Source organism: Arthrobacter sp. OAP107 (assembly GCF_040546765.1).
GTDB lineage: Bacteria > Actinomycetota > Actinomycetes > Actinomycetales > Micrococcaceae > Arthrobacter.
The window spans coordinates 3,635,113-3,659,175 of sequence record NZ_JBEPOK010000001.1 but is presented as its reverse complement, the minus strand read 5'-3'; the positions used below and the strand labels follow the sequence as shown (position 1 = coordinate 3,659,175).

Below are 24,063 nucleotides of genomic sequence, written 5' to 3'. Positions count from 1 at the left end.
TCGTCCTTCCGTCCGGTCTCCATCAGGCTTGTCCGGCATTCATCAGTCGTTGCGCGCCCATCACTCTTTCCGTGCCGTGGCGGCCGCGGTGGTGGTGCCGGGCAAAGTAGCCATAAACACGGCGCCCGGGCCACCGACGTTGCCCGGCTCCAGCACCGTGACGTCGCCGCCGCGCCGCCGCGCCAATTGCCGTGCGAGAGCCAGGCCCAGCCCCTGGCCGCCACCGGCCCGGACCGCCCCCCGCACACCATTGCCGGCCGCCGTCGTGAACCCCTCCGCGAACACGGCCTCCGGATCGCCGCCGTCCGGCAGTCCGTCGCCGGAATCGGCGACGACGACGTGCAGGGTGGTGCCGCCGCCGTCGCCCTCGCTATCCAGCAGCTCAAGTTCAACCCAGCGCTCGGCGGCCGTACCGGCCACCGCCGCATTGACCGCATTGTCGATCAGGTTTCCCAGCACCGTGGTAACGTCCTGCGGCTCCGTCACCTGGCCGCGCACCAGGGTTTCGGGCCCGATCCGCAACGATACCCCGCGCTCGTCCGCCTCCACGCCCTTGGCTCCGATGAACGCCTGCAGATACGGGTCCTGCAGCAGTTCGGCCTGGTCCACAGGAAACTTCAGCGGGCCGGTGGCGGCGAGCCGCTCAAGGTAGGCGCGCGCCTGCTGGTGCTGGCCGATGCTCATGAACCCGGCGATCGTATGCAGCTGGTTGGCGAACTCGTGCCGCTGGGCACGCAGGGCGGTGGACATGGTTCCGACCGCGTCGAGCTGCCGGGTGAGGTGCTGAAGCTCCGTGCGGTCACGCAGCATGACCACCCAGCCCAAGTCTTCGCGGCGATGCAGCGCCTTACGGGCGCTGGCCACGAGAACCTGTTCGCCGGCCACCAGTTCCACCGCCTCGCCCTCCCGGGCATCGGGCAGGGTCAGGGCCTTGAGCCGGGCCGGCACCGGTGCGTCCTGCCACAGCCGGCCGGCGAGGTCGGGCTGGCCAAGGAGGCGCTGTGCGCCGGCGTTGAACACGCTGATCCGGCCGTCGGCGGAGATGCCCACCACGCCCTCGTCCACCCCCTCCAGGACGGCCACCTGATCGTGAACCAAGGCGCCGATCTCCTCGGGTTCGAGGCCGAGCGTGAGCCGCTGCAGCCGGCGCCGCAGCAGGAACGACGCCAGGACCCCGGCGGCCAGCGAGCCGGCCGCGGTGAGCACGATCGGCACGATGTCCCGGGCCAGGCTCTGCCCGATGGACTCGGTTGAGTAGCCAACGCTCACTTCACCCACCACGGTCCGGGAGCCGGAGCCGGTACCCGAACCGGAGGTGGCGCCCGGCGCAAACACCGGGACCTTCGCCCCGGCCGACGGACCCAGCGTGCCGGTGTTGCGTGTCGTCACTTCGCGGCCAGCAAGCGCCTCGGACGGGTCAGTGCTGACCCGCTCACCCAGCCGGTCAGCGTCGGGATGGGCCAGCCGCAGCCCTGTCTCGTCGGTGATCACAACGAACAGGGCACCGGTGCGGGTGCGGGCGCCCTCGGCCACCGCCATGAGCGGCCCGGCCTTCAACTCAGCGGGCGGGGGAGTGCCCGCCTGCCGGCTGATGGCTTGCACATTGGTGCGCACCGAAGGGTCAGAGGCCACGGTCCGGGCGAGGGTCAGCGCCTGGTTTTCCGCCTCGCGGCCCAGCCGTTCAAAGGTCAGCCACGCATGTACCGCGCCGCTGAGGAGCACAACGAGCAGAACCACGCCCAGCTGCAGGAGCAATGTCTGGGTGGAGAACCTGAGCGGAAGCCTGCCGGCGGGGCTCATCATGGCACTCCTCTGTGGGTCGAACGGGCTGCAGGCTGCCGTTCCATGCCGGCAGCAGGGCGTTTGAGCAAAATGCGCAAAATGCTCCCAATAAGCAGTATGCCAATCAATTGAGCCAAAGGCACTGCCGTGATCGGGGCCACTCTAATCTCTGTAGTACGCATCACACCGGGGTGGTGCCGTTCACTAAAAGGAGCCGGCTGTGCTGGTATTACTTGGATTCGCCATGATCGCGGTTTTCATGGTGCTGATCATGACGAAGAAGTTGACGCCAGTGCTGGCGCTGATCATCGTCCCCACCGTTTTCGGTCTTTTTGCAGGCGCCGGCCTCGGCATCGGCGACATGGTCATGGACTCAATGAAGTCCATGACCTCCACCGCGGCGCTGCTGATGTTCGCCATCATCTACTTCGGCCTGATGATCGACGTCGGGCTGTTCGACCCGCTGGTCCGGTTCATTCTGCGCAAGCTCGGCAATGACCCCGCCAAGGTGGTCCTGGGCACCGCGCTGCTGGCCGCTGCCGTATCGCTCGACGGCGACGGTTCCACCACCTTCATCCTCACCACCGCTGCCATGCTGCCGATCTACCTCCGCCTGAAGATGAGCCCGGTGGTCCTCACCTGCGTGGCCGGCCTGGCCAACGGCACCATGAACATCGTTCCCTGGGGCGGCCCCACCGCCCGCGCCGCCAGCGCCCTGAAGATCGACGTCAACGAAGTCTTCGTCCCCATGATTCCGTCGCTGGTCGCCGGTCTCGCCGTCGTCCTTGTCTTTGCCTGGATCCTGGGCCTGCAGGAACGCAACCGCCTCCGCGCCACGCAGCCGGAGATCTGGGGAACGCCGGACACTGCTGAAGGGTTCGACGGCGGTACTCCCGCCGGGGGCGGCCGCACCGGCAGCGGCGGTTCGGGCCGTTCTGGTCGTGGGTCTGCACCTGTCCCCGCAACGGGAGGCCCCGCCATCGGCGGTTCCCCTGAAGGTTCATCCGTCGCCGTCCTGGAGCGGACCGAGATCCTGGTCGACAGCAGCGACACCGCCATGGCCGACACCGCCCTGGACCCCAACCGCAAGACCCTGCGCCCCAAGCTGCAGTGGTTCAACCTGGCCCTCACCGTCGCCGTCATGGGCATGCTCGTCGCCGACCTCGTGCCCCTGCCGTACGTCTTCATGGTCGGTTCCGCCATCGCCCTGCTGGTGAATTTCCCGCACGTCAAGGACCAGGCCGCACAGGTCGTGGCCCACGCGCCGTCGATCGTCGCGGTGGTCAGCATGGTTATGGCCGCCGCAGTCCTCACCGGCGTCCTGAAGGGCACCGGCATGGTTGAGGCCATGTCCGCCTGGCTGGTGCAGATCATCCCGTCAAGCATGGGCCCGCTCATGGCAGTCATCACCGGCGTCCTCAGCATCCCCATGACGTTCTTCATGAGCAACGACGCCTTCTACTTCGGAGTGCTGCCCGTCCTGAGCGAGACGGCGGCCCACTACGGCATCAGCGCCGCCGAGATGGCCCGTGCCTCCATCACCGGCCAGCCGTTCCACATGCAGAGCCCGCTGGTTCCCGCCATCCTCCTCCTGGTCTCCCTGGCCAAGGTAGACCTGGGCGACCACCACAAAAAGGTCCTCTGGCGGAGCGCGGTAGTGGCCCTCGTCATGCTCGGAGTGGGAATGCTCACAGGAGCAATCGGCATCCACTAGCCCGGACCAACCAATGACGGAAGCAGAGTGTGGAACATTTCCGCACTCTGCTTCGTCTTGCCCGGCCGAAAGTCCGCTTGGCCGGAAGGTGAGTAGCAGGAAAGTCGCAGGGCAACGTGACAGTAGACTAGTTCGGAAACCCATTCCGAACTTGCAGGGAGATCCATGGCTGCGATCAACCGTGACGACGTCGCGCACCTAGCGCGGCTCGCGCACATTGAGATGAGTGCTGAAGAGCTGGACAGGATGGCCGGCGAACTTGCCGTCATCGTAGAGGCGGTTAAGTCCGTGAGCGAGGCCGCAGGTGACGACGTTCCGGCTACCTCGCACCCGATTCCGCTGAGCAACGTGTTCCGCGAGGACGAGGTGGGCCACACCTTCACCGCGGAGCAGGCACTCTCCGGCGCTCCGGACTCGGACGCAGACCGCTTCAAGGTCCCGGCAATCCTGGATGAGGACTAGAACATGACTGAAACCAACAGCACGGAACTCATCCGTCTTTCCGCGGCCCAGCTGGCCGCGAAGCTCGCCGCCGGTGAGGTCACCGCCGTCGAGGTCACCCAGGCGCACCTGGACCGCATCGCCGCCGTCGACGGGGGAGAACGCGGCGTCAACGCGTTCCTGCACGTCAACACCGAGGAAGCACTCGCCGTCGCCGCCGAGGTGGACGCCATCCGCGCCGCCGGAGGGCAGGCTGCCGAGGAGCTGCACGAGCTCGCCGGCGTCCCGATCGCCGTCAAGGACCTCATCGTCACCATCGGCCAGCCCACCACGGCCGGCTCCAAGATCCTCGAAGGCTGGCACAGCCCGTACGACGCCACGGTCGTCAAGAAGCTGCGCGCCGCCAAGATGCCGATCCTAGGCAAGACCAACCTGGACGAGTTCGCCATGGGCTCCTCCACCGAGCACTCGGCCTTCGGCCCCACCCGCAACCCGTGGGACCTGGACCGCATCCCCGGCGGTTCCGGCGGCGGGTCCGCTGCTGCCGTCGCAGCCTTCGAAGCGCCGCTGGCGCTCGGCACGGACACCGGCGGATCCATCCGCCAGCCCGGCGCCGTCACCGGCACCGTGGGCGTCAAGCCCACCTACGGCGGCGTGTCCCGCTACGGTGCCATCGCCATGGCGTCCTCGCTGGACCAGATCGGCCCGGTTTCGCGCACCGTCCTGGACTCGGCGCTGCTGCAGCAGGTCATCGGCGGCCATGACCCGCACGACTCCACCTCCCTGCCGGACCCGCTGGGCGACCTCGTGGCCGCGGCGCGCCTCGGCAACGTGGACGGCATGAAGATCGGCATCATCAAGGAACTCCACGGCGAGGGCTACCAGGCCGGCGTCGAGAACCGCTTCAATGAATCGCTGGAGCTGCTCAAGGAGGCCGGCGCGGAGATCGTTGAGGTGTCCTGCCCCAACTTCCAGTACGCCCTGGGCGCCTACTACCTGATCATGCCGTCCGAGGCCTCCTCCAACCTGGCCAAGTTCGACGGCGTCCGGTACGGCCTGCGCGTGCTCCCCGAGGATCCGCCCTTGACCATCGAGCGCGTCATGGGCGCCACCCGCGCCGCCGGCTTCGGCGACGAGGTCAAGCGCCGCATCATCCTGGGCACGTACGCGCTGTCCGCCGGGTACTACGACGCCTACTACGGCTCCGCCCAGAAGGTGCGCACGCTCATCCAGCGCGACTTCGAGGCCGCCTTCGCCAAGGCTGACGTCCTGATTTCCCCCACCGCGCCCACCACAGCGTTCAAGCTGGGTGAGAAGCTGGATGACCCGCTGGCGATGTACCTCAACGACGTCGCCACCATCCCCGCCAACATGGCCGGCGTCCCCGGCCTGTCCCTGCCCGGCGGCCTGGCCGACGAGGATGGACTGCCTGTCGGCATCCAGCTGCTGGCACCGGCACGCGAGGACGCCCGCCTCTACCGGGTGGGCGCTGTCCTGGAATCCCTGCTGGAAGCGAAGTGGGGCGGTCCGCTGCTGGACAAGGCACCCGAACTCGCTGCTTCAACTGCCGCTGCCTCGAGCCACGGAGGTTCACACTGATGTCTGACGCAACCCTGAGCTTCGAAGAGGCCATGGAGAAATACGACCCCGTCCTGGGGTTCGAGGTCCACGTCGAGCTCAACACCAAGACCAAGATGTTCTCCTCCGCGCCCAACGTGTTCGGCGATGAGCCCAACACCAACGTCAACGAGGTGGACCTGGGCATGCCCGGCGTCCTGCCGGTGGTGAACAAGACCGCGGTGGAGTCCTCCATCAAGATCGGCCTGGCGCTGAACTGCAAGATCGCCGAATCCTGCCGCTTCGCCCGGAAGAACTACTTCTACCCGGACACCCCGAAGAACTTCCAGACGTCCCAGTACGACGAGCCGATCGCGTATGACGGCTACCTGGACATCGAACTCGAGGACGGCACCGTCTTCCGGGTCGAGATTGAGCGTGCGCACATGGAGGAGGACGCCGGGAAGCTGACCCACCTGGGCGGCTCGGCCGGACGCATCCAGGGCGCGGAATACTCGCTGGTGGACTACAACCGCGCCGGCGTTCCACTCGTGGAGATCGTCACCAAGCCGATCGAGGGTGCCGGGTCCCGCGCCCCCGAACTCGCCAAGGCCTACGTCGCCGCCGTGCGGGAAATCGTCAAGAACCTCGGCGTCTCGGACGCCAAGATGGAGCGCGGAAACGTGCGCTGCGACGCCAACGTCTCGCTGCGCCCGCACGGCCGTGAACGCTTCGGCATCCGCTCCGAGACGAAGAACGTGAACTCGCTGCGCGCCGTCGAGCACGCCGTCCGCTACGAGATCCAGCGGCACGCCGCCGTCCTGGACTCCGGCGAGCCGGTGATCCAGGAAACCCGCCACTGGCACGAGGACACGCGCACGACGACGTCGGGCCGGGCAAAGTCCGACGCCGACGATTACCGCTACTTCCCGGAGCCGGACCTGGTTCCCGTGGTTCCCTCCCGGGAATGGGTGGAGGAGCTCCGCGCCACCCTGCCCGAGCCGCCGGCCGAGCGCCGCAAGCGGCTCAAGCAGGACTGGGGCTACTCGGACCTGGAGTTCCGCGACGTCGTCAACGCCGGCGTGCTGGACGAGATCGAGGAAACCATCGCCGCCGGCGCCACGGCATCCGTGGCCCGCAAATGGTGGATGGGCGAGATCGTGGGCCGCGCCAAGAACGCCGACGTCGACCCCGGCCAGCTGGGCATCGAGCCTGCCACGATCGTGGAGCTGAGCCGCATGGTGGACGCGGGCAAGATCAACAACAAGATGGCCTCCCAGGTGCTGGACGGCGTGCTCGCCGGCGAAGGCACCCCGGCCGAGGTCGTCGAGAAGCGCGGCCTCGCCGTGGTCTCCGACGACGGCCCGCTCCTGGAAGCAATCGACGCAGCCCTGGCCGCGCAGCCCGACGTCGCGGACAAGATCCGCGGCGGCAAGGTGCAGGCGATTGGTGCCATCGTCGGCGGCGTCATGAAGGCCACCCGCGGCCAGGCCGACGCCAACCGCGTGCGCGAGCTGATCCTGGAGAAGCTCGGCGTCACCGTCTAGCCGCCTCTGACCCGATTCGAAACTGGGTCGCAGTTAATGTCGTTTTGAGGGCTCATAACGACATTAACTGCGACCCAGTTGGGTTTAACCGTGGCTGAGCCGGGCCATGATGTCCTGCAGCGCCTCGCACACCACCCGGACCGACGCGCGCTTGAGGTTTTCCGGGCGGGCCAGGATATCGATCCGCCGCCGGGTGCTGATCCCGTGCAGCGGCCGCAGCACGATGTCCGGGTTCAGCACCGGCCGCGCTGTGTGCCGCGGCAGCAGGCCGATCACGCTTCCGGACGCCACCAGCGCAGCCACCGTCGAGTAGTCATTGATCCGGTGCACGATGTTCAGCTCCCGGCTGGACACCGCGGCGACGGCGGACAGCACGTCCGCGGGGGAGTAGCCGGCGCGGCTGGTCACCCAGGGTTCGCCGACGACGTCGGACGCCGTCAGCGCCGCCTGCCCCGCCAGCCGGTGGCCAGCCGGCAGCGCCACATCCAGCGGCTCATGCGCCAGCGGAATCACCGCCACCCTTTCCTCCGGCCACTTGGGGCTGTGGTCCATCCGGTGCGCCAGCACCAGGTCGTACCGTGCCGTCAGCGCCGGGAAATCCTGCTGCGCCACGTCCTCGTCGGAGAGCAGCACCTTCGGCTTGTCCGGCCCGTCCAGCAGCCGGGCCAGCGGCGCAAACAGCGCCTGCCCCGCGCTGTGGAAACCGCTCACGGTCACCGGCGCCACGGTGGAGCTGTGGTACGCGCCGATCGCCATCCGCGCATCGGCCATGGCGCTGACGACGGCGGCACCCGCGTCGGCGAGCACCTGGCCTGCCTCCGTAAGGACCAGGTTCCTGCCCTCCTTGCGCGTCAGCGGCACCTCGACGCTTTTCTGCAGCTGGGCGAGCTGCTGGGACACGGCCGACGGCGTGACGAGCAGGGTATCGGCCACTGCCTTGACGCTTCCCAGCGCGCCAAGCTCGCGCAGCATTTCGAGCTGGTGGATCTCCATGGCGTTCATCCTATTCCTTAGCAATTCCTTAATCGTCGATTGAGAAAATTCCCCTTGTGCTAATTGGTCTCGAGTGGCTCTAATGAAGGGAGATTTCCCCGCATGCCACCGCATGCCGAACGTTAGGAAGCCAATGAAGGCCCTTTACAAGTCCGGCGCACACGCCGGGTTTGAACTGACCGACCGCCCGGAACCGGAGGCCGGACCCGGCGAGGTCAAGATCCGCGTGCTGACCACCGGCATCTGCGGAACCGACCTGCACATCCAGTCCTGGGACGCCTGGGCGCAGGGCATCATCGAGGCCCCGCTGATCGCCGGCCACGAGTTCTACGGCGAGGTGGTGGCCACCGGCGAGGACGTGCGCTACGTCAAAGTGGGCGACCGCGTATCCGGCGAAGGCCACATCGTCTGCGGGATCTGCCGCAACTGCCGCGCCGGCCGCCGCCAGATGTGCATCCACACGGTCAGCGTGGGCGTGCAGCGGGACGGGGCATTCGCCGAATACGTGGTCATCCCGGAGACGAACGTCTGGGTTCACCAGGACCCGTCCGTCACGCCCGAGCTCGGCGCCATCTTCGACCCCTTCGGCAACGCCGTGCACACCGCCCTGAGTTTCCCGCTGGTGGGCGAGGACGTGCTGATCACCGGCGCCGGACCGATCGGCCTCATGGCCATCGCCGTGGCCCGCCATGCCGGTGCCCGCAAGATCGCCATCACGGACGTGTCCGCACCGCGGCTCGAGCTCGCCCGGCAGCTCGGCGTGGACCTTGCCATCGACGTCTCCAAGACGCGGGTCCGGGAGGCGCAACGGGAGCTGGGCATGCGAGAGGGCTTCGACATCGGACTGGAAATGTCCGGACATCCCACGGCGCTGCCGGAGATGATCGACAACATGAACCACGGGGGACGCATCGCCATGCTGGGCCTTCCCAGCCAGTCCATCGACATCGACTGGGGGAAGGTGGTCACGCACATGCTGACGCTGAAGGGCATCTACGGCCGCGAGATGTTCGAGACCTGGTACGCCATGAGCGCCATGCTGTCCTCCAACCCGTCGGTGCACGCCAGCATCTCCGCCGTGGTCACCGACGTGCTGCCGGCCACCCAATGGGAAAAGGGCTTCGAGATCGCGAAGGCTGGCGTCGGCGGCAAAGTGGTGCTCGACTGGTCGGAAGTCTGACCCGCACCCCACCCGAAGATCCGGCCCCAAAATCCGGACCTGGTCCGTCCACAGTTTCTGACAGTTTCCCAGCCGAGGAGAACCCGCCATGTACTCAGCCATCAAAGACCAGCTCGCCGCCGAGCTGGACGACATCCGCGCCGCAGGCCTCTACAAGACCGAACGCCACATTGACTCCGCCCAGGCCAGCCACATCACGGCCGGGCAGATCGGTGAGTCCGGCTCGCCCGTCCTGAACTTCTGCGCCAACAACTATCTGGGCCTGGCCGACCACCCAGAAATCATCGCGGCGGCCAAGGCGGCCATGGACGAGCGCGGCTTCGGGATGGCCAGTGTCCGGTTCATCTGCGGCACCCAGGACCTCCACCTCGAACTCGAAGCGCGGGTCTCAAAGTTCCTCGGCACGGAGGACACCATCCTGTTCTCCAGTTGCTTCGACGCCAACGGCGGAGTGTTCGAATCGCTCTTCGGCCCAGAGGACGCCATCATTTCCGACGCCCTGAACCACGCCTCGATCATCGACGGCATCCGGCTCTGCAAGGCGCAGCGGTTCCGCTACGCCAACCAGGACATGGCCGACCTGGAGGCCAAGCTGGTGGAGGCGAAGGGTGCCCGGCGGAAGATCATCGTCACGGACGGCGTCTTCTCCATGGACGGCTACCTTGCACCGCTGGAGGCCATCTGCGACCTCGCAGAGAAGCACGACGCCCTGGTGATGGTGGACGACTCCCACGCGGTCGGGTTCATGGGTGCCACGGGAGCCGGGACCCCCGAGCACGCCGGCGTAGCCCACCGCGTGGACATCTTCACCGGCACCTTCGGGAAGGCCCTGGGCGGCGCCTCAGGCGGCTACGTGTCCGGCCGCGGCGAAGTCGTTGCCATGCTCCGGCAGAAGGCCCGCCCCTACCTCTTCTCCAACTCCCTTGCGCCGGCCATTGTTGCAGCCACCATCAAGGCACTGGAGCTTGTGCAGACCTCCGGGGAGCTGCGGGCCAGCCTGTTCCGGAACGCGGAACTGTTCCGCCGCCGGATGACGGAGGAAGGCTTCGAACTGCTCGACGGCGAGCACGCCATTGTGCCTGTCATGTTCGGCGACGCGGTGCTGGCGGCGAAGGTTGCCGACCAGATGCTGCAGCACGGGGTGTACGTCACCGCCTTCAGTTTCCCCGTGGTGCCGCGCGGTGCCGCCCGCATCCGGGTCCAGCTGTCCGCAGCGCACAGCGCCGACGACGTCGAAACCTGCGTCCAGGCGTTCGTCAAGAGCCGGGACGCGGTGGCTGCGCAGGCGCGGTAACTGCTTAGGTCCGGTGATTGAGCACGCCTGGTGACTGCGCAGGTTCCGGGCATCTGTAAAGATGGAGCCCATGGCATCAACCTATGACGTAGTCATTGTGGGCGGCGGGATCGCCGGGCTGTCCCTGGCATCCGCGCTGGCCGGCAAATGCACCGTTGCCCTCGTGGAGGCGGAGCAGCAGCTGGCGTACCACACGTCCTCCCGCTCGGCCCGGCAGCTGATACCCAGCTACGGCCCGCCGGTGGTGCAGGAACTTACCGTCCGCACCCTTGAGCTGATTGCAGCGGACGACGCCGGCCGGCCCCGGCCCGTGCTGTCACCGCGCAGCTTTCTGCTCATCGGGGACGACGAAACGGTGCGGGCCGAGGCCAGCGGCGAGATGCGCCTGATCAGCCATGATCAAGCGCTTGGGCTGTGCCCGGCTTTGAAGCCCGAGTCCTTCTCAGCCGCCGGCCTGGACACCGGGTCCTTCGGGTGCGACGCCCCGGTGCTGCTGGAAAGGCACCGGGCACGTGCCGAGGCTGCCGGCGTGGACATCATCACCGGCGCCCGCGTCCACTCGGCCCAGCGGCTGGGATCAGGCTGGGAAATCGGCGCCGGCCAGGAAGGCTTCTCGGCCGGCGTTCTGGTCAACGCCGCCGGCGCCTGGGCCGACGAGCTGGCGGTGCTGAGCGGCGTCGAGAAAATCGGCCTGCAGCCGTACCGGCGCACGGCGGCGATTGTCGGCGTCGACCATCCGCTGCCGGAAGGCAGCCCCATGGTGGCCGCCGCCGACGACTCCTTCTACTTCCGCCGGGAAGGGGGCGACGTGCTGATCTCGCCGTCGGAACATGTGGCCAGCCCGGCGGAGGACGCACGTCCGCGTCCCGGGGACGTGGAGCGGCTCATCTCCCGGCTGAACACGCTGACGACGCTGGGCATCGGACCCGTCCGGACAGCCTGGACCGGCCTGCGCACCGAGGCGGCCGACGGCGTCCCGGTCGTAGGCTTCGACGCCGAGGCCCGCGGCTTCTACTGGCTCGCCGGCCAGGGCGGCTACGGGTTCCAGACGTCGTCCGGCATCGCTGAAGTGGCCGCGGCCCAGATCCTGGCGGGGCCTGATGGCGGTTCCGGGCAAGGCTCCGGCACCGGTCCGGTATCCCGGACGGCGGATGCGCTGGCTGCGACGCGCTGGTCCATCCGGCGCTGAAGAATGGATCCATGAGCACTCTGATCACCAACATTGCCGAACTGATGACCCAGGACGCGGAGCACCGTGTCCTCAAGGACGCTGCACTGGTGATCGAGGGCGAACGGATCTCCTGGATCGGCCAGGCATCGGATGCCCCGGCCGCCGACGACGCCATGGACGCGGGCGGCCGGGCCGTGCTGCCCGGCTGGGTGGACTCCCACACGCACCTGATCTTCGCCGGGGACCGGACCGCCGAATTCGAGGCGCGCATGGCGGGGGAGGAGTACAGCGCCGGCGGCATCGCCGTCACCACCGAAGCCACCAGGAACACCAGCGACTACGACCTCACGCGGCTGGCCCAGGGCCGCATTGCCGAGGCTGTATCGCAGGGCACGACGTACCTGGAGACGAAAACGGGCTACGGCCTGGACGTTGAGCAGGAGGCCAGGAGCGCACGCATCGCCTCCACCGTCGCGGATGAGGTCACCTACCTCGGCGCGCACCTGGTGCCCGCCGGCATTGATGCGGATGAGTACACCAAGCTCGCCTGCGGCCCGATGCTGGACGCTGTGCTTCCGTACGCCCGCTGGGCCGACGTGTTCTGCGAAAAGGGAGCCTTTTCCGAGGAGCAGTCCCGTGCCGTGCTGCAGGCCTGCCGCCACGCCGGGCTGGGGCTGCGGGTGCACGGCAACCAGCTGGGCCACGGCGCCGGCGTCAGCCTCGCTGTGGAGTTCGGCGCGGCGAGCGTGGACCACGTCAACTATCTTTCCGGGCAGGACATTGACAGCCTCGCCGCCGGCTGGTCCGGCTGGGACGCCGCATCCGGAACGGGCACGCGGGGGACCGTGGCCACCTGCCTCCCGGCCTGCGACCTCTCCACCCGCCAGCCGCTGGCGCCCGGCCGGCAGCTGCTGGACGCCGGCGTGCCCGTGGCCCTCGCGTCCAACTGCAACCCCGGCACGTCCTACACGAGCTCTATGGCTTACTGCGTCACCACCGCCGTCCTGCAAATGCGCCTGAGCGTCCACGAGGCCGTCCGGGCGGCGACGTACGGCGGCGCCCTGGCGCTGCAGCGCGAGTCCGGGAACGACGTCGACGGCGAACGGGCGGTGGGCTCCATCGCCGTCGGACACCGGGCAGACCTGCACGTCCTTAACGCCCCGTCCGCCACCCACCTGGCCTACCGGCCCGGCATGCCGCTCACGCACGCCGTTTGGCGTGCGGGCGTGCGCGCACGGTAGTGTCAGGCGGGGCCATCAGCCGGGGGCAGTGACGCAAAATGATCATAATAGGTCTGATACAATCATAAAGCGTCATTTTTTGTGGCGTTTTAGGATCGTGAAAGGCCCTGCATGACCCGCACCGATCGACTGACGGCCATCCTGGATCTCCTTGCCGAGGCCGGCCAGGTGGAAGTCGAGGAGATCGTCACGCGGCTCGGCGTATCGCCGGCAACCGCCCGGCGTGACCTGGACAGCCTGGCCAAGCGGCGGCTGCTGACGCGGACCCGCGGCGGTGCCACCACAGGTGCCCTGGCCTACGACCTTCCCGGCAGGTACAACCGCGACGACCATGCCGTGGCCAAGCAGGAGATCGCTCTGGCCGCCTCGGCGCTGATCGCCCCGGGCATGGTGATCGGGCTGTGCGGCGGCACCACCAGCACCGCCCTGGCGCAGATCCTGGCCACCCGCGAGGACCTCAACTCGCCGTCGAACCAGCCCACCCTCACGGTGGTCACCAACGCCATCAACATCGCCTCGCAGCTTGCCGTCCGCCCCAACATCAAGGTGATGGTGACCGGCGGCATCCTCAACACCCGGTCCTATGAGCTGGTGGGTCCCTACACGGACATCATCATGCAGAAGGTGGTGCTGGACATCGCCTTCATCGGGGTCAACGGCGTCGACGCCGAAGTGGGACCCACCAACACCGGCGAGGCCGAGGCGACGGTTAACGCCCTGCTGGCCAGCCGCGCCAGCATCTCCTACGTGATCGCGGATTCCTCCAAGGTGGGCCGCCGTGCGTTCGCCACCATGGACGGCTACAACTTCACCCGCCTCATCACCGATTCGGGCATTTCGGCGGCGGACAAGGCGGCATTTGAAGCTCGCGGCACAGAGGTGATCGTGGCCGGCGCCTAACGGGGAATACGCCGCCTAGAAGATCACCGGCGGGGCGTCCAGCACGGTTTCGTCCACCCTTCGGTCCACCCACTGGGTGAAGGGCGTGTCGAGATCGTACTTGCCCAGGCTGTTTTGAACGAGCATACGCACTTCGGCGTTCTCGGGGTTGTTCAGCGACTCGAAGTACTCCACCGACCAGTGGAACCAGCGCATGCAGAACAGCCGCATCGTCAGGCCGTGCGTCACCAGCAGCGCGTTGGGGGAGTAGTCCGGCTTGGACCAGTGCCGGTACAGGGTTTCCATGAACGAGGAGATCCGGTCGTACACGTCGGAGCCCGACTCGCCCTCCCGGAAACGGTAGAAGAAGTGGCCGTAGGCGTTGCGGAGTTCCTTCTGGTCCTCGATGTCGCCGGAGATCTGGAAGTTGGCCCAGTCCTGCTCCCGCAGCCGCGGCTCCTCGATCACCCGCTCCGTCAGGGAGCCGAGGTTCAGCGCCTCGAGCGTCTGGTATGCGCGCAGGTACGGCGACACGTAGACGCTCACCTGCCGGCCGTCCAGCTCGCGCCGGATCCGCTCCCCGGCGGCCTTCGCCTGCTCCAGCCCCAGCTCCGTCAGCGGAATCCGGTAATCGGGCACCCTGTTGTAGATGGAGGTGTCCGCGTTGGCCGCGGACTGGCCGTGCCGGATCATGATGATTTTCCCGGGAGCGCTCATAGTTCCCCAGCATAGGGTCACCCCGTGGCCGGACAGGAACCGGCGGGCTGACAGCAAAGCACCAGCAGCTGCAGGCAAGATAGGAACATGTTGGTTCCCTCCCGCCGTCGGCTGCGGTTCGAAGTATGGATTGTCCTTGGCCTGTCACTGGGGCAGTCCGCCGTCTACTCCGTGGTGCAGCTGCTGGACAAGATGACCCAGGCACCCCTGGCGCAGGGGACGTCCACGCTGAACAGGTCGCAAAGCACCCGCGAGTATTTCGACCTGACCTACCAGCTGCTGGACATCATCTTCGCCCTGGTGCCGGTCCTGCTGGTGATCTATTTCCTGACAGACCAGCGCCAGGCGAAGCCCGGGACCGGGCACGACTCCGGCTCCGCCTTCCGGAAGCTGGGGTTCAACTTCGCCCGGCCGGGCAAGGACCTGCTGCAGGGGCTCGGGCTGGCCGCCCTGATCGGCATCCCCTCGCTGGGCCTTTACGCTGCCGGGCGTGCGCTGGGCATCACGACGGCGATCATCCCCAGCGGCCTGGATGCGTACTGGTGGACGGTGCCCGTCCTGATCCTGTCCGCGGTGCGCCACGCGATCGTGGAGGAAGTCATTGTGGTGGGCTACCTGCTGGACCGGTTCGGCAAGTTCGGCTGGTCCATGCCCCTGGCGATCTTTGTGTCCTCGATGCTTCGCGGCAGCTACCACCTGTATCAGGGGTTCGGGCCGTTCATTGGAAACGCCATCATGGGCGTGGTTTTCGCCTGGGTCTACACCAGGACCCGCCGGGTGATGCCGCTCGTGATCGCGCACGCCCTGCTGGACATCGTCGCGTTCGTCGGGTTCAGCCTGTTCGGCAAGGCCATCGGCCTGGGCTAGCGCTCCGCCCCTTAAAAAGGATTCGGCCGCCATCGGCGGGTGGCGTCATTGGCACCCGCTGATGGCGGCCGAAGTGCAGGGCAGAAAGTGCGTCAGATGGTGACGGCGCCCGCTGCGGTTTCGAACGTGACGGAAAGGATGCCCGGCGTGCCGTGCGGGGCCACCCAGTTCACGGCGACATCCTCCAGCGGCCGTTCGACCGGCTCGCCGAGCCACTCGGTCACGCGCTCGGCGGAACCCGCGATCGTGAGGCTGGACATCTTCACATTGCTGTCATAGGCGTTGGACGGGTGCAGGCCCGGATCGCCCTCCCACTTGAGCATGTACGGAACCTGCGGGTCCGCGATCAGGCCCAGGATGCCGATCTGCTTCCAGACCAGCTCCCGGCCGTCGGGGAACTTGCGGTTGCCGTTGACGGCGGAGCGGCCGAGGCGCTCCTCGAAGGGGGCCAGGTCGTCAACTTCGACGCACCAGCCCATCCAGCCGCCGCCGGCCGCGGACCGGGCCCGGACGGCCTGGCCGAACGGTGCCTTGTCCGACGCCGGGTGGTCCAGGACCTCAACAACCTCAAGGTACTTGTGGCCGGCCAGCGGAATAATCATGTTCCGGGTTCCAAACCGGGGGTGCACTCCGCCCTTAACGGCTTCGACGCCGAGGGCAGAGGAGATACGTTCGGTGGTGGCCGCGAGGCCATCGTGTTCACAGGCGTAAGAGACGTGATCCATGCGCATGCCCTCATCTTGGCACTTTGTGACGGGGCTCTCAGCTTAGGGTGGCCTAACCTAGCGAAAAGTCCATACTTTGACGAACTTCGTCACAAAGCTGTGCGCGTAATACTGCCATTCCTACACTGATCGCAGGTATGAGTGCCAGCGAAGAATGCCCCGGCCGCTGGCCGGCAACCCTCCGCCGCGGCGGGGTGCCCCGGGCGAAGACCTGGCTGCGCGGCGCCCGCTGTGCGGCAAGCGCGGGCCTGTGCCGGGACCAGCACATGCCCCTTGAGCAGAGGAGCCTGCATGTCCAACGCATGGTCATTCGAAACCCGCCAGATCCACGCCGGCCAGGTGCCGGACAACGCCACCGGTGCCCGGTCGCTGCCGATCTACCAGACGACGTCGTTCGTCTTCCCCAGCGCCGAAAGCGCGGCGGAACGCTTCGCGCTCGCCGAAATCGCGCCCATCTACACCCGGATCGGCAACCCGACCCAGGACGCCGTTGAGCAGCGGATCGCCAGCCTGGAGGGCGGGCTCGCCGCGCTGCTCCTGAGCTCCGGCCAGGCTGCAGAAACGTACGCCATCCTCAACATTGCCGAGGCCGGCGACCACGTGGTGGCCAGCCCCAGCCTCTACGGCGGCACCTACAACCTGCTGGCACACACCCTCAAGAAGTTCGGCGTGTCCGTCACCTTCGTGGCCGACCCGGACAACCTGGAGCAGTGGCGCGACGCCGTGCAGCCGAACACCAAGCTCTTCTTTGCCGAAGTGGTCTCCAACCCGCGGCAGGACGTCCTGGACATTGAAGGGGTGTCCCGGACCGCGCACGAGGCCGGCGTGCCACTCATCGTGGATAACACCCTGTCCACGCCCTACCTCATCAGGCCGCTCGAGTGGGGCGCGGACATCGTAGTGCACTCGGCCACCAAATACCTGGGCGGACACGGGGCCGCCATTGCCGGAGTCATCGTGGACTCAGGCAACTTCGACTTCGGCAAGGACCCGGAACGGTTCCCTGGCTTCAATACGCCGGACCCCACCTACAACGGGCTGGTCTACGCCCGCGACCTCGGCGCAGGCGGTGCGCTGGGGGCCAACCTGTCCTACATTCTCAAAGCGCGGGTCCAGCTGCTGCGCGACCTGGGCTCCGCGGTATCCCCGTTCAATGCCTTCCTCATCGCGCAGGGCCTGGAAACGCTGAGCCTTCGGGTGGAACGCCATGTGGCCAATGCGGTGGCCGTCGCCAGCTGGCTGGAAGCCAGGGACGATGTGGAGTCCGTAGCCTACGCCGGGCTGCCGTCCAGCCCCTGGTATGAGCGGGGTCTGAAGTACGGGCCGAAGGGCACCGGCGCAGTGGTGTCGTTCACGGTGGCCGGCGGCGCCGATGCGGGCAAGCGCTTCGTGGATGCCTTGGAACTTCACTCCCACGTGGCAAACATCGGCGACGTCCGCTCCCTCGTCATCCACCCGGCGTCGACCACGCACAGCCAGCTGACCCCGGAACAGCAGAGCGTGGCCGGGGTGGCCCCCGGCCTGGTCCGGCTGTCCGTCGGCCTGGAACACATCGATGACATTCTGGCCGACCTCGACGCCGGCTTCCGGGCGGCGAAAGGCGCCTGACTCCAGCTGAGGCGGGTGGAACTCCCGGCCCGGGAACGGGCCGGGAGTCACACAGCCGTCACATTCTTAGCGCAGATGTCCGCCTGTTTCGTAAACTTGGCAACAGGTCATGAGTGCCAGCGACAGCCCCGGCTTGCTGGCCGGCAACCCTCCTTCCGCGGTGGGGTGCCCCGGGTGAAGACCTGGCCTGCCGGACAGCTGCCGGCGGGCAAGCGCGTAGAAGAGGTTTACCTATGACGATTTCTGTCAGCAGCACCGACGTTCCCGCCGCCGAGGCTTCGGACGGCACTGTTGTTCCCGCCGGCCGCACTCTTTCCGGCAGCCGCACGATTCCCGACGGGACAGTCCAGTACCTCAACATCGGCAGCCTGAAGCTCGAGGCCGGGGGATTCCTGCCGGACGTGACCCTGGCCTATGAAACCTGGGGAACGCTCAACGAGGACGGCTCGAATGCCATCCTCGTGCAGCACGCCCTCACCGGCAGCACGCACGTGACGCGGGGCGCCGGTGAGGAGGAGGGCTGGTGGGAACAGCTCGCCGGGCCGGGCGCGCCGGCGGACACCGGCAGGTTCTTTGTCATTTCCGTCAATATCCTGGGCGGCTGTTACGGGTCCACCGGACCGTCGTCGAACGCTCCGGACGGCAAGCCCTGGGGCTCGCGCTTTCCGCTGGTGACGCTGCGGGACTCGACAGTTGCCGAGGCGCGGCTCGCCGACCGGCTCGGCATCGGAACCTGGCATGCCGTTGTGGGCGGATCCATGGGCGGGGCTCGGGCCCTCGAATGGGCGGTGACTTTTCCTGAGCGGGTCCGCCGCTGCGGCGTCATCTCCGTCGGTGCGAGGAGCACGGCCGAACAGATCGCCTTCGCGCAGGCGCAGACCCTGGCCATCCGGCAGGACCGCCATTTCAACGGCGGTGACTACTACGGCGGACCTGAACCCACGGAGGGCCTGGCGCTCGCCCGGCGGATTGCCCACATCACCTACCGGTCCGCCTACGAGCTCGACTTCCGGTTCGGCAGGAACGCCCAGGCCCCTGAAGAGCCCCTGCAGGCAGATGCCCTGGCGGGCCGCGGCCGTTACCAGGTGGAGAGCTACCTCGACTACCAGGGCAACAAGCTGGTGCGGCGCTTCGACGCCAACAGCTACATCGCCCTGACGGAAGCACTCATGAGCCATGACGTCAGCCGCGGACGGGGGACACTCAAGGAAGCCCTTGCCCGGGTCACCGCCGACGTCTTCGTGGCCGCCGTGGAGACGGACCGGCTGTACTTTCCCGCCCAGTCGCTGGAACTCGCCGAGGCCCTGCCCGGGAATGTGGACGTGCACATGATCGATTCGCCGATCGGCCACGACGGGTTCCTCACGGAGATCGGCCAGCTGAACGCCCAGCTCAGGGAGCACTTCCTCAACTGATCCGGCCCCGGTCACTACGCCCGTAGCCTGCGGTACCGCGGCAATACCCGTGCAGCAGATGTGCATTTATGCAGATGCGCCCTGCACTATTTGGCGTTGAGCTTGCGTCATTGGCAGACCATACTCGTTGAATCCGGCGTTCGTGGTGCGCATCACACCAGTTCGCCATCGACTGGTCCCCGTGGTGTCGAGGAAGACGCCGAAGGAGTTCGCTATGAGTACGGAAAGCTCCGCCGTAAGGCGTGCAGAAGAAACCGACGTCAAGGCCTCAGGCCTCAAGAAAGTTGTGACGGCGTCCATGGCCGGCACGGTGGTGGAGTGGTATGAGTTTTTCCTCTACGCCTCGGCTGCCACCCTGGTCTTCGGCAAGGCCTTCTTCCCCAACGCCGGCACCGAGCTGGACGGCATCATCGCCGCCTTCCTCACGTACGCCGTCGGCTTCGTTGCCCGCCCGATCGGCGGCATCGTCTTCGGCCACTTCGGCGACAAGTTCGGGCGCAAGCAGCTGCTGCAGCTGAGCATCATCCTGGTGGGTGTTTCCACCTTCCTCATGGGCTGCCTGCCGACGTTCCAGCAGATCGGCTACTGGGCGCCCGCGCTCCTGGTCTTCCTGCGGTTTGCCCAGGGCTTCGCGGTCGGCGGCGAATGGGGCGGCGCGGTACTCCTCGTGGCCGAGCACAGCCCCAGCAAGTCACGCGGCTTCTGGGCGAGCTGGCCGCAGTCCGCCGTTCCCATGGGCAACCTGCTTGCCACGGCCGTGCTGTTCATCCTGTCCTCCACGCTGACCCAGGAAGCCTTCCTCGGCTGGGGCTGGCGCGTCGCGTTCTGGCTCTCCGCGGTGATCGTCGTGATCGGCTACTACATCCGCACCAAGGTCAACGACGCCCCGATCTTCCTCGAAGCCCGCAAAGAGGTCGAGGCCGGGCACAAGGGCTATGGCGTTGCCGAGGTGTTCAAGCGCTACCCCCGCGGCGTCTTCACCGCCATGGGCCTGCGCTTTGCCGAGAACATCCTCTACTACCTCGTGGTGACGTTCTCCATCACCTACCTCAAGACCGTGGTCCAGGCCGACACGACGCGGATCCTGCTGCTCCTGCTGTTCGCCCACGCCGTGCACTTCGCCGCCGTTCCGCTGGTGGGAAAGCTGTCGGACCGCTTCGGCCGCAGGCCCGTCTACATGGCCGGCGCCATCCTGGGCGCCACCTGGGGATTCTTTGCCTTCCCGATGATGGACACCAAAAACGACATGATCATCCTGGCGTCCATCATGATCGGCCTGCTGTTCCATGCACTGATGTACGCCGGCCAGCCCGCGATCATGGCGGAGATGTTCCCCACCCGGATGCGCTACTCCGGCGTATCGCTGGGCTACCAGGTGACCTCCATCGTCGCCGGTTCGCTCGCGCCGATCATCGCTGCCTCGCTCCTGGGCACCTACAAGTCGTCCGTGCCGGTGGCCATCTACCTGCTGATCGCCTGCGCCATCACCGCCGTCGCCGTGTTCTTCCTGAAGGAAACCCGCGGCGTCTCGCTCCACGACGTGGACGCGGCGGATGCCCAAGGCACTGCCGACCTGCTCGCGGCCGGCAAGAAGTAGGGCAGGCGCCCCAGCCAGTAACCAGTCAGCTGCCCGGACCCGCCACCGATGCGGGGCCGGGCAGTTGCCCGTTCACCGAGATCAAGGATTCCCATGAAAGCAGCAGTCCTCTACTCCACCGTCCCCAACAGCGGCACCGCGGCCGGGACTGCATCGCAGAGGCCCAGCTACACTGACGCCCGGCCCCTGGTGGTGCAGGACTTGGAGCGGCCGGAGCCCCGCGCCGGCGAGCTGGGTGTTGCCATCACCTACTCCAGCCTGTGCCATTCAGACCTGTCCGTGGTGGACGGTTCGCGGGTCCGCCCCCTGCCGATGGCCCTGGGCCACGAGGCGGTGGGGCGGATCGTGTCGGTCGGCGACGGCGTCCCGGACGTCTCGGTCGGCGACCACGTGGTGCTGGTCTTCGTGCCGAGCTGCGGGGACTGCCGCGCCTGCCGGTCCGGCCGTCCTGCGCTTTGCCACCGGGCGGCCGAGGTCAACGGCTCGGGCGACCTGCTGCACGGCGGGGCGCTCCTGCGGACGCCGGCGGGGGAGCGGATCAACCACCACCTGGGCGTCTCTGCTTTCGCCGACTATGCAGTCGTCGCCCGGGAATCGGTGGTGGTGATTGACGACGACGTCCCGGACACTGTCGCAGCGATGTTCGGTTGCGCTGTGCTCACCGGAATGGGAGCCGTGCTGAACACCGCCGCTGTCACGGCCGGCCAGTCGGTGGCTGTCTTCGGGCTCGGGGCGGTGGGCCTTTCCGCCGTCATGGCCGCCTCCCTCGCCGGGGCCGCCAGCGTGACCGCCATCGACCCCAACCCGGGCAAGCACCAGCTCGCCCTCGACTGCGGTGCCACCGCGGTGGGCACGCCCGGGGACGCGGCCAGTCTCATCAAGGAAGCCGCCGGCGACGGCGTGGATGTCGCCGTCGAAGCCGTCGGCTCGGCCGCCGTGATCGCCGCTTGCCTGGGGCACGTGACCCGTGGCGGTGCCGTCGTCTCGGTCGGCCTGCCCCATCCGTCAGCCGAACTGACCGTGCCGGCGCTGCAGTTCGCCGGAGCCGGCAAACGCCTGCTGGGTTCATACATGGGCGACGCTGTTCCGAGGCGGGACATCCCCCTCTACCTCGGCTACTGGCGCGCGGGCAGGCTTCCAGTGGAGCTGCTGCACACCGACACACGGCCGCTCATCGAGATCAACGAGGGGTTGGATGCGCTGGCGTCCGGGCAGGTGGTGCGGCGGCTGTTCCAGGCCTGAGGCAGGCTGCCTGATGGGGCCAAGGCCGGACGGCGGGCGCTCGCCTGACGGGGCGCTCGCCTGACGGCGCGCAGTCCGGCGGGCGTCGGGGTACCGTACCGCCGTGAATCAGCCCGCCAGCACTGCTGACCGGGCCTTCACTTCCTCCTTGAGCGACGCGATGACGGCCTGCACCGCGGCCGAACGGAGGGACTCCGGCCGTGCCACCGCCCAGATGGGCAGCTGGCGCTCGAAGTCGTCCGCGAGCACGGGAACGAAATCCGGCTGCCCGGCCACCATGAAGTTCGGCAGCAACCCGATGCCTGCGCCCCGCCGCACCGCCTCCACCTGGGCGAAGACACTCGTGGCCTGGAAGCTTGACTTGGGCATCGGCAGCTCGGAGGACCAGCGGTGCCCCAGCTCCGCCACCTGCAGCGCAGACTCAACGTAAGAGACAAAGCCGTGCTGCCCGACTTCGTCGAGCGTTTCCGGCAGTCCCTGTCCCGCGGCGTAGCCGGGGCTGGCGTAGAGGCGCAGGTAGTAGTTGCTCAGGAAGATCGTCTGGGCGTTGCTGACGTCCGTCCGGCCCACCACGATTTCCAGGTCCACGCCTGACCTGTTCTGGCTGACCTTCCGCGTGGCGCTCAGCATCTCGATGTTCAACTGCGGGTTCTGCTGCTGGAGCCGGACCAGCGCGGGGGTGACGAAGACGGCCCCAACGCCGTCCGTCGTCGCGACGCGCACCAGGCCGGACAGGGCGCTCTGGTCCCGGCTGATGAGGCCGGAGAGTGATCCGAGCGTGCTCTCGATGGCTTCTGCCGCCTCCACCGCGGAGGCGCCGAGCTGGGTCAGCTCCCAGCCGTGCGGGCTGCGTTCCAGGGTGCGCCCGCCCAGCTGCTTGTCCAGGGCGAGGATCCGGCGGGAGATGGTGGTGTGGGTGGTGCCCAGCGTCTCCGCCACCGCATTGAACCTGCCCAGGCGCGCCACTGTCAGCAGGATCAGCAGGTCGTCCGGGCTCGGAAGCCGCCTCAGGTCCACGGCAAGCCTTCCCTTAGTGTGCATCAATGCACATAGCGTCTGTAATTTTTCCCCTTGATTGCACTCTAGCAGGGTGTGATGGTGGACACAGACCTTCCGGCCCCGGTGGCCGGATCCGAAGCAAAGGAGCTCACGAAATGGCAGTAATCGGTTGGATCGGCCTCGGAAACATGGGCGGCTTTATGTCCGCGAACCTGGCGAAGGCGGGACATGATGTCCGCGGTTTTGACCTCAACCCTGCGGCGCTCGCCGCCGCCGACGAGGCCGGCGTCACGCCGGTCGGCAGCATTGCTGAGGCCGTCGACGGCGCGGACGTGGTGTTCACCATGCTGCCCAAGGGCGAGCACGCCCGTACGGTGTACCTCGGCGAAGACGGCGTCCTGGCACACGCCGGCACCCACACGCTGCTGGTGGACTCCTCCACCATCGATATCGCGTCCGCCCAGGAACTGCACGACGCCGCTGCTGCCGCCGGCTTCCGCTTTGTGGACGCCCCAGTCTCCGGCGGCATGAGCGGTGCCAAGGCCGGGACGCTGACCTTCATGGTGGGCGGCGAGGAGGGTGCCGTCGCCGACGCCACCGGCTATATCGGCCCCATGGCGGCCAACATCATCCCCACCGGCGGCGCCACCACCGGGCAGGCAGCGAAGATCTGCAACAACCTGATGCTCTTCATCAATCTGGCGTCCACCGCGGAAGGCGCCGTCCTGGCCGACCGGCTGGGCCTCGACAAGCAGGTCTTCTGGGACATCGCGTCCGTCTCCTCCGGCGACTCCTGGGCGCTGCGGACCTGGTACCCGGTGCCCGGCGTGGTCTCCACCGCCGCCTCCAACAACGACTTCGCACCCACCTTCACCACCGAACTGGCCAACAAGGACATCGGCCTCGCCATCAGCGCAGCCGAGGACACCGGCACACCGCTGGAGATCGGAAAGCACGTCCAGCAACTGTTCCAGCAGCTCATCGACGCCGGCGAGGCGGGCAAGGACTGTTCGATGATCATCAAGGTCGCCGACGGCTCGCTGGCCTCCTCCGCCAAGTAGCCCGCATCATCCGGCACATTCGCTGGCCGCACC

At 67.5% G+C, this 24,063-nt stretch carries 20 protein-coding genes and 2 riboswitches; of the genes, 15 read left to right on the top strand and 5 right to left on the bottom strand.

Annotated elements, in window-relative coordinates; all coding sequences use genetic code 11:
- Nucleotides 1-60: 60 nt before the first annotated feature.
- A complete protein-coding gene (locus ABIE00_RS16845) occupies nucleotides 61-1,803 on the bottom strand; it encodes a sensor histidine kinase (RefSeq protein ID WP_354261865.1) in 1,743 nt (580 codons plus the stop codon).
- Nucleotides 1,804-2,002: 199 nt separating this feature from the next.
- Between ABIE00_RS16845 and ABIE00_RS16840 the strand changes: the two genes are divergently transcribed.
- The 4 genes from ABIE00_RS16840 to gatB all read left to right on the top strand — a co-directional run bounded on the left by ABIE00_RS16840 (nucleotide 2,003) and on the right by gatB (nucleotide 7,041).
- Nucleotides 2,003-3,496, top strand: coding sequence for a CitMHS family transporter (locus ABIE00_RS16840; protein ID WP_354261864.1), 1,494 nt, complete (start codon nucleotides 2,003-2,005; stop codon nucleotides 3,494-3,496).
- 165 nt (nucleotides 3,497-3,661) lie between these two features.
- Complete coding sequence (gene gatC, locus ABIE00_RS16835) at nucleotides 3,662-3,958, top strand: Asp-tRNA(Asn)/Glu-tRNA(Gln) amidotransferase subunit GatC (RefSeq protein WP_354261863.1); 297 nt, start codon at nucleotides 3,662-3,664, stop codon at nucleotides 3,956-3,958.
- 3 nt (nucleotides 3,959-3,961) lie between these two features.
- The gene (gatA, locus tag ABIE00_RS16830) at nucleotides 3,962-5,536 is read left to right on the top strand and encodes an Asp-tRNA(Asn)/Glu-tRNA(Gln) amidotransferase subunit GatA (protein WP_354261862.1); all 1,575 of its coding nucleotides are present in this window, start codon (nucleotides 3,962-3,964) and stop codon (nucleotides 5,534-5,536) included.
- The gene (gatB, locus tag ABIE00_RS16825; protein ID WP_502914225.1) at nucleotides 5,536-7,041 is read left to right on the top strand and encodes an Asp-tRNA(Asn)/Glu-tRNA(Gln) amidotransferase subunit GatB; all 1,506 of its coding nucleotides are present in this window, start codon (nucleotides 5,536-5,538) and stop codon (nucleotides 7,039-7,041) included. Before gatA ends, gatB begins: the two co-directional genes overlap by 1 nt.
- An 84-nt stretch (nucleotides 7,042-7,125) precedes the next feature.
- On the opposite strand, the gene ABIE00_RS16820 is transcribed toward gatB, so the two are convergent.
- A complete protein-coding gene (locus ABIE00_RS16820) occupies nucleotides 7,126-8,034 on the bottom strand; it encodes a LysR family transcriptional regulator (RefSeq protein ID WP_354263396.1) in 909 nt (302 codons plus the stop codon).
- 133 nt (nucleotides 8,035-8,167) lie between these two features.
- Here ABIE00_RS16820 and tdh point away from each other — a divergent pair, with 133 nt between their 5' ends.
- The 5 genes from tdh to ABIE00_RS16795 all read left to right on the top strand — a co-directional run bounded on the left by tdh (nucleotide 8,168) and on the right by ABIE00_RS16795 (nucleotide 13,820).
- Nucleotides 8,168-9,214: an L-threonine 3-dehydrogenase gene (tdh, locus tag ABIE00_RS16815; protein ID WP_354261861.1), complete on the top strand. Its 1,047-nt coding sequence runs from the start codon at nucleotides 8,168-8,170 to the stop codon at nucleotides 9,212-9,214.
- Nucleotides 9,215-9,302: 88 nt separating this feature from the next.
- Nucleotides 9,303-10,508 (top strand): glycine C-acetyltransferase, encoded by a 1,206-nt coding sequence (locus tag ABIE00_RS16810; RefSeq protein WP_354261860.1) that lies wholly within the window; start codon nucleotides 9,303-9,305, stop codon nucleotides 10,506-10,508.
- A gap of 70 nt (nucleotides 10,509-10,578) precedes the next feature.
- Nucleotides 10,579-11,697, top strand: a complete 1,119-nt coding sequence (locus ABIE00_RS16805; protein WP_354261859.1) for an NAD(P)/FAD-dependent oxidoreductase — start codon at nucleotides 10,579-10,581, stop codon at nucleotides 11,695-11,697.
- An 11-nt stretch (nucleotides 11,698-11,708) separates the two neighbouring features.
- Nucleotides 11,709-12,920: an imidazolonepropionase gene (gene hutI, locus ABIE00_RS16800; protein ID WP_354261858.1), complete on the top strand. Its 1,212-nt coding sequence runs from the start codon at nucleotides 11,709-11,711 to the stop codon at nucleotides 12,918-12,920.
- 111 nt (nucleotides 12,921-13,031) lie between these two features.
- On the top strand, nucleotides 13,032-13,820 hold the full coding sequence (locus tag ABIE00_RS16795; protein ID WP_354261857.1) for a DeoR/GlpR family DNA-binding transcription regulator: 789 nt from the start codon (nucleotides 13,032-13,034) through the stop codon (nucleotides 13,818-13,820).
- Nucleotides 13,821-13,835: 15 nt separating this feature from the next.
- On the opposite strand, the gene ABIE00_RS16790 is transcribed toward ABIE00_RS16795, so the two are convergent.
- Complete coding sequence (locus ABIE00_RS16790) at nucleotides 13,836-14,516, bottom strand: histidine phosphatase family protein (protein WP_331573918.1); 681 nt, start codon at nucleotides 14,514-14,516, stop codon at nucleotides 13,836-13,838.
- An 87-nt stretch (nucleotides 14,517-14,603) separates the two neighbouring features.
- Here ABIE00_RS16790 and ABIE00_RS16785 point away from each other — a divergent pair, with 87 nt between their 5' ends.
- Complete coding sequence (locus tag ABIE00_RS16785; RefSeq protein WP_354261856.1) at nucleotides 14,604-15,383, top strand: CPBP family intramembrane glutamic endopeptidase; 780 nt, start codon at nucleotides 14,604-14,606, stop codon at nucleotides 15,381-15,383.
- 92 nt (nucleotides 15,384-15,475) lie between these two features.
- Here ABIE00_RS16785 and ABIE00_RS16780 read toward each other — a convergent pair whose 3' ends face one another.
- Nucleotides 15,476-16,114, bottom strand: coding sequence for a VOC family protein (locus tag ABIE00_RS16780; RefSeq protein WP_003802054.1), 639 nt, complete (start codon nucleotides 16,112-16,114; stop codon nucleotides 15,476-15,478).
- Between the two features lie 128 nt (nucleotides 16,115-16,242).
- A riboswitch (SAM riboswitch) is annotated at nucleotides 16,243-16,357 on the top strand.
- Between the two features lie 42 nt (nucleotides 16,358-16,399).
- Here ABIE00_RS16780 and ABIE00_RS16775 point away from each other — a divergent pair.
- From ABIE00_RS16775 to ABIE00_RS16760, 4 genes are all read left to right on the top strand, one after another.
- Complete coding sequence (locus ABIE00_RS16775; protein ID WP_354261855.1) at nucleotides 16,400-17,716, top strand: bifunctional o-acetylhomoserine/o-acetylserine sulfhydrylase; 1,317 nt, start codon at nucleotides 16,400-16,402, stop codon at nucleotides 17,714-17,716.
- A 105-nt stretch (nucleotides 17,717-17,821) separates the two neighbouring features.
- Nucleotides 17,822-17,937, top strand: a riboswitch (SAM riboswitch).
- A 12-nt stretch (nucleotides 17,938-17,949) separates the two neighbouring features.
- Nucleotides 17,950-19,131 carry a homoserine O-acetyltransferase MetX gene (gene metX / locus ABIE00_RS16770; protein WP_354261854.1) on the top strand — a complete coding sequence of 394 codons (1,182 nt, stop codon included), beginning with the start codon at nucleotides 17,950-17,952 and terminating at the stop codon, nucleotides 19,129-19,131.
- A 214-nt stretch (nucleotides 19,132-19,345) separates the two neighbouring features.
- Nucleotides 19,346-20,728: an MFS transporter gene (locus ABIE00_RS16765; RefSeq protein WP_354261853.1), complete on the top strand. Its 1,383-nt coding sequence runs from the start codon at nucleotides 19,346-19,348 to the stop codon at nucleotides 20,726-20,728.
- A gap of 93 nt (nucleotides 20,729-20,821) precedes the next feature.
- Nucleotides 20,822-21,970: a zinc-binding dehydrogenase gene (locus ABIE00_RS16760; RefSeq protein ID WP_354261852.1), complete on the top strand. Its 1,149-nt coding sequence runs from the start codon at nucleotides 20,822-20,824 to the stop codon at nucleotides 21,968-21,970.
- Nucleotides 21,971-22,078: 108 nt separating this feature from the next.
- Here ABIE00_RS16760 and ABIE00_RS16755 read toward each other — a convergent pair whose 3' ends face one another.
- Nucleotides 22,079-22,981 carry a LysR family transcriptional regulator gene (locus ABIE00_RS16755; protein ID WP_354263395.1) on the bottom strand — a complete coding sequence of 301 codons (903 nt, stop codon included), beginning with the start codon at nucleotides 22,979-22,981 and terminating at the stop codon, nucleotides 22,079-22,081.
- Between the two features lie 143 nt (nucleotides 22,982-23,124).
- Between ABIE00_RS16755 and mmsB the strand changes: the two genes are divergently transcribed.
- Complete coding sequence (gene mmsB, locus ABIE00_RS16750) at nucleotides 23,125-24,030, top strand: 3-hydroxyisobutyrate dehydrogenase (protein WP_354261851.1); 906 nt, start codon at nucleotides 23,125-23,127, stop codon at nucleotides 24,028-24,030.
- Nucleotides 24,031-24,063 lie beyond the last annotated feature (33 nt).

What these genes read in the sequence shown, in the direction of transcription:
- metX (WP_354261854.1), top strand. Translation starts at nt 17,950, where the DNA reads ATGACGATTTCTGTCAGCAGCACCGACGTTCCCGCCGCCGAGGCTTCG.
- ABIE00_RS16760 (WP_354261852.1), top strand. Translation starts at nt 20,822, where the DNA reads ATGAAAGCAGCAGTCCTCTACTCCACCGTCCCCAACAGCGGCACCGCG.
- ABIE00_RS16775 (WP_354261855.1), top strand. Translation starts at nt 16,400, where the DNA reads ATGTCCAACGCATGGTCATTCGAAACCCGCCAGATCCACGCCGGCCAG.
- gatB (WP_502914225.1), top strand. Translation starts at nt 5,536, where the DNA reads ATGTCTGACGCAACCCTGAGCTTCGAAGAGGCCATGGAGAAATACGAC.
- ABIE00_RS16805 (WP_354261859.1), top strand. Translation starts at nt 10,579, where the DNA reads ATGGCATCAACCTATGACGTAGTCATTGTGGGCGGCGGGATCGCCGGG.
- ABIE00_RS16820 (WP_354263396.1), bottom strand. Translation starts at nt 8,034, where the DNA reads ATGGAGATCCACCAGCTCGAAATGCTGCGCGAGCTTGGCGCGCTGGGA.
- ABIE00_RS16785 (WP_354261856.1), top strand. Translation starts at nt 14,604, where the DNA reads ATGTTGGTTCCCTCCCGCCGTCGGCTGCGGTTCGAAGTATGGATTGTC.
- ABIE00_RS16810 (WP_354261860.1), top strand. Translation starts at nt 9,303, where the DNA reads ATGTACTCAGCCATCAAAGACCAGCTCGCCGCCGAGCTGGACGACATC.
- ABIE00_RS16765 (WP_354261853.1), top strand. Translation starts at nt 19,346, where the DNA reads ATGAGTACGGAAAGCTCCGCCGTAAGGCGTGCAGAAGAAACCGACGTC.
- gatC (WP_354261863.1), top strand. Translation starts at nt 3,662, where the DNA reads ATGGCTGCGATCAACCGTGACGACGTCGCGCACCTAGCGCGGCTCGCG.
- ABIE00_RS16795 (WP_354261857.1), top strand. Translation starts at nt 13,032, where the DNA reads ATGACCCGCACCGATCGACTGACGGCCATCCTGGATCTCCTTGCCGAG.
- gatA (WP_354261862.1), top strand. Translation starts at nt 3,962, where the DNA reads ATGACTGAAACCAACAGCACGGAACTCATCCGTCTTTCCGCGGCCCAG.
- hutI (WP_354261858.1), top strand. Translation starts at nt 11,709, where the DNA reads ATGAGCACTCTGATCACCAACATTGCCGAACTGATGACCCAGGACGCG.
- ABIE00_RS16780 (WP_003802054.1), bottom strand. Translation starts at nt 16,114, where the DNA reads ATGCGCATGGATCACGTCTCTTACGCCTGTGAACACGATGGCCTCGCG.
- ABIE00_RS16790 (WP_331573918.1), bottom strand. Translation starts at nt 14,516, where the DNA reads ATGAGCGCTCCCGGGAAAATCATCATGATCCGGCACGGCCAGTCCGCG.
- tdh (WP_354261861.1), top strand. Translation starts at nt 8,168, where the DNA reads ATGAAGGCCCTTTACAAGTCCGGCGCACACGCCGGGTTTGAACTGACC.
- ABIE00_RS16845 (WP_354261865.1), bottom strand. Translation starts at nt 1,803, where the DNA reads ATGATGAGCCCCGCCGGCAGGCTTCCGCTCAGGTTCTCCACCCAGACA.
- mmsB (WP_354261851.1), top strand. Translation starts at nt 23,125, where the DNA reads ATGGCAGTAATCGGTTGGATCGGCCTCGGAAACATGGGCGGCTTTATG.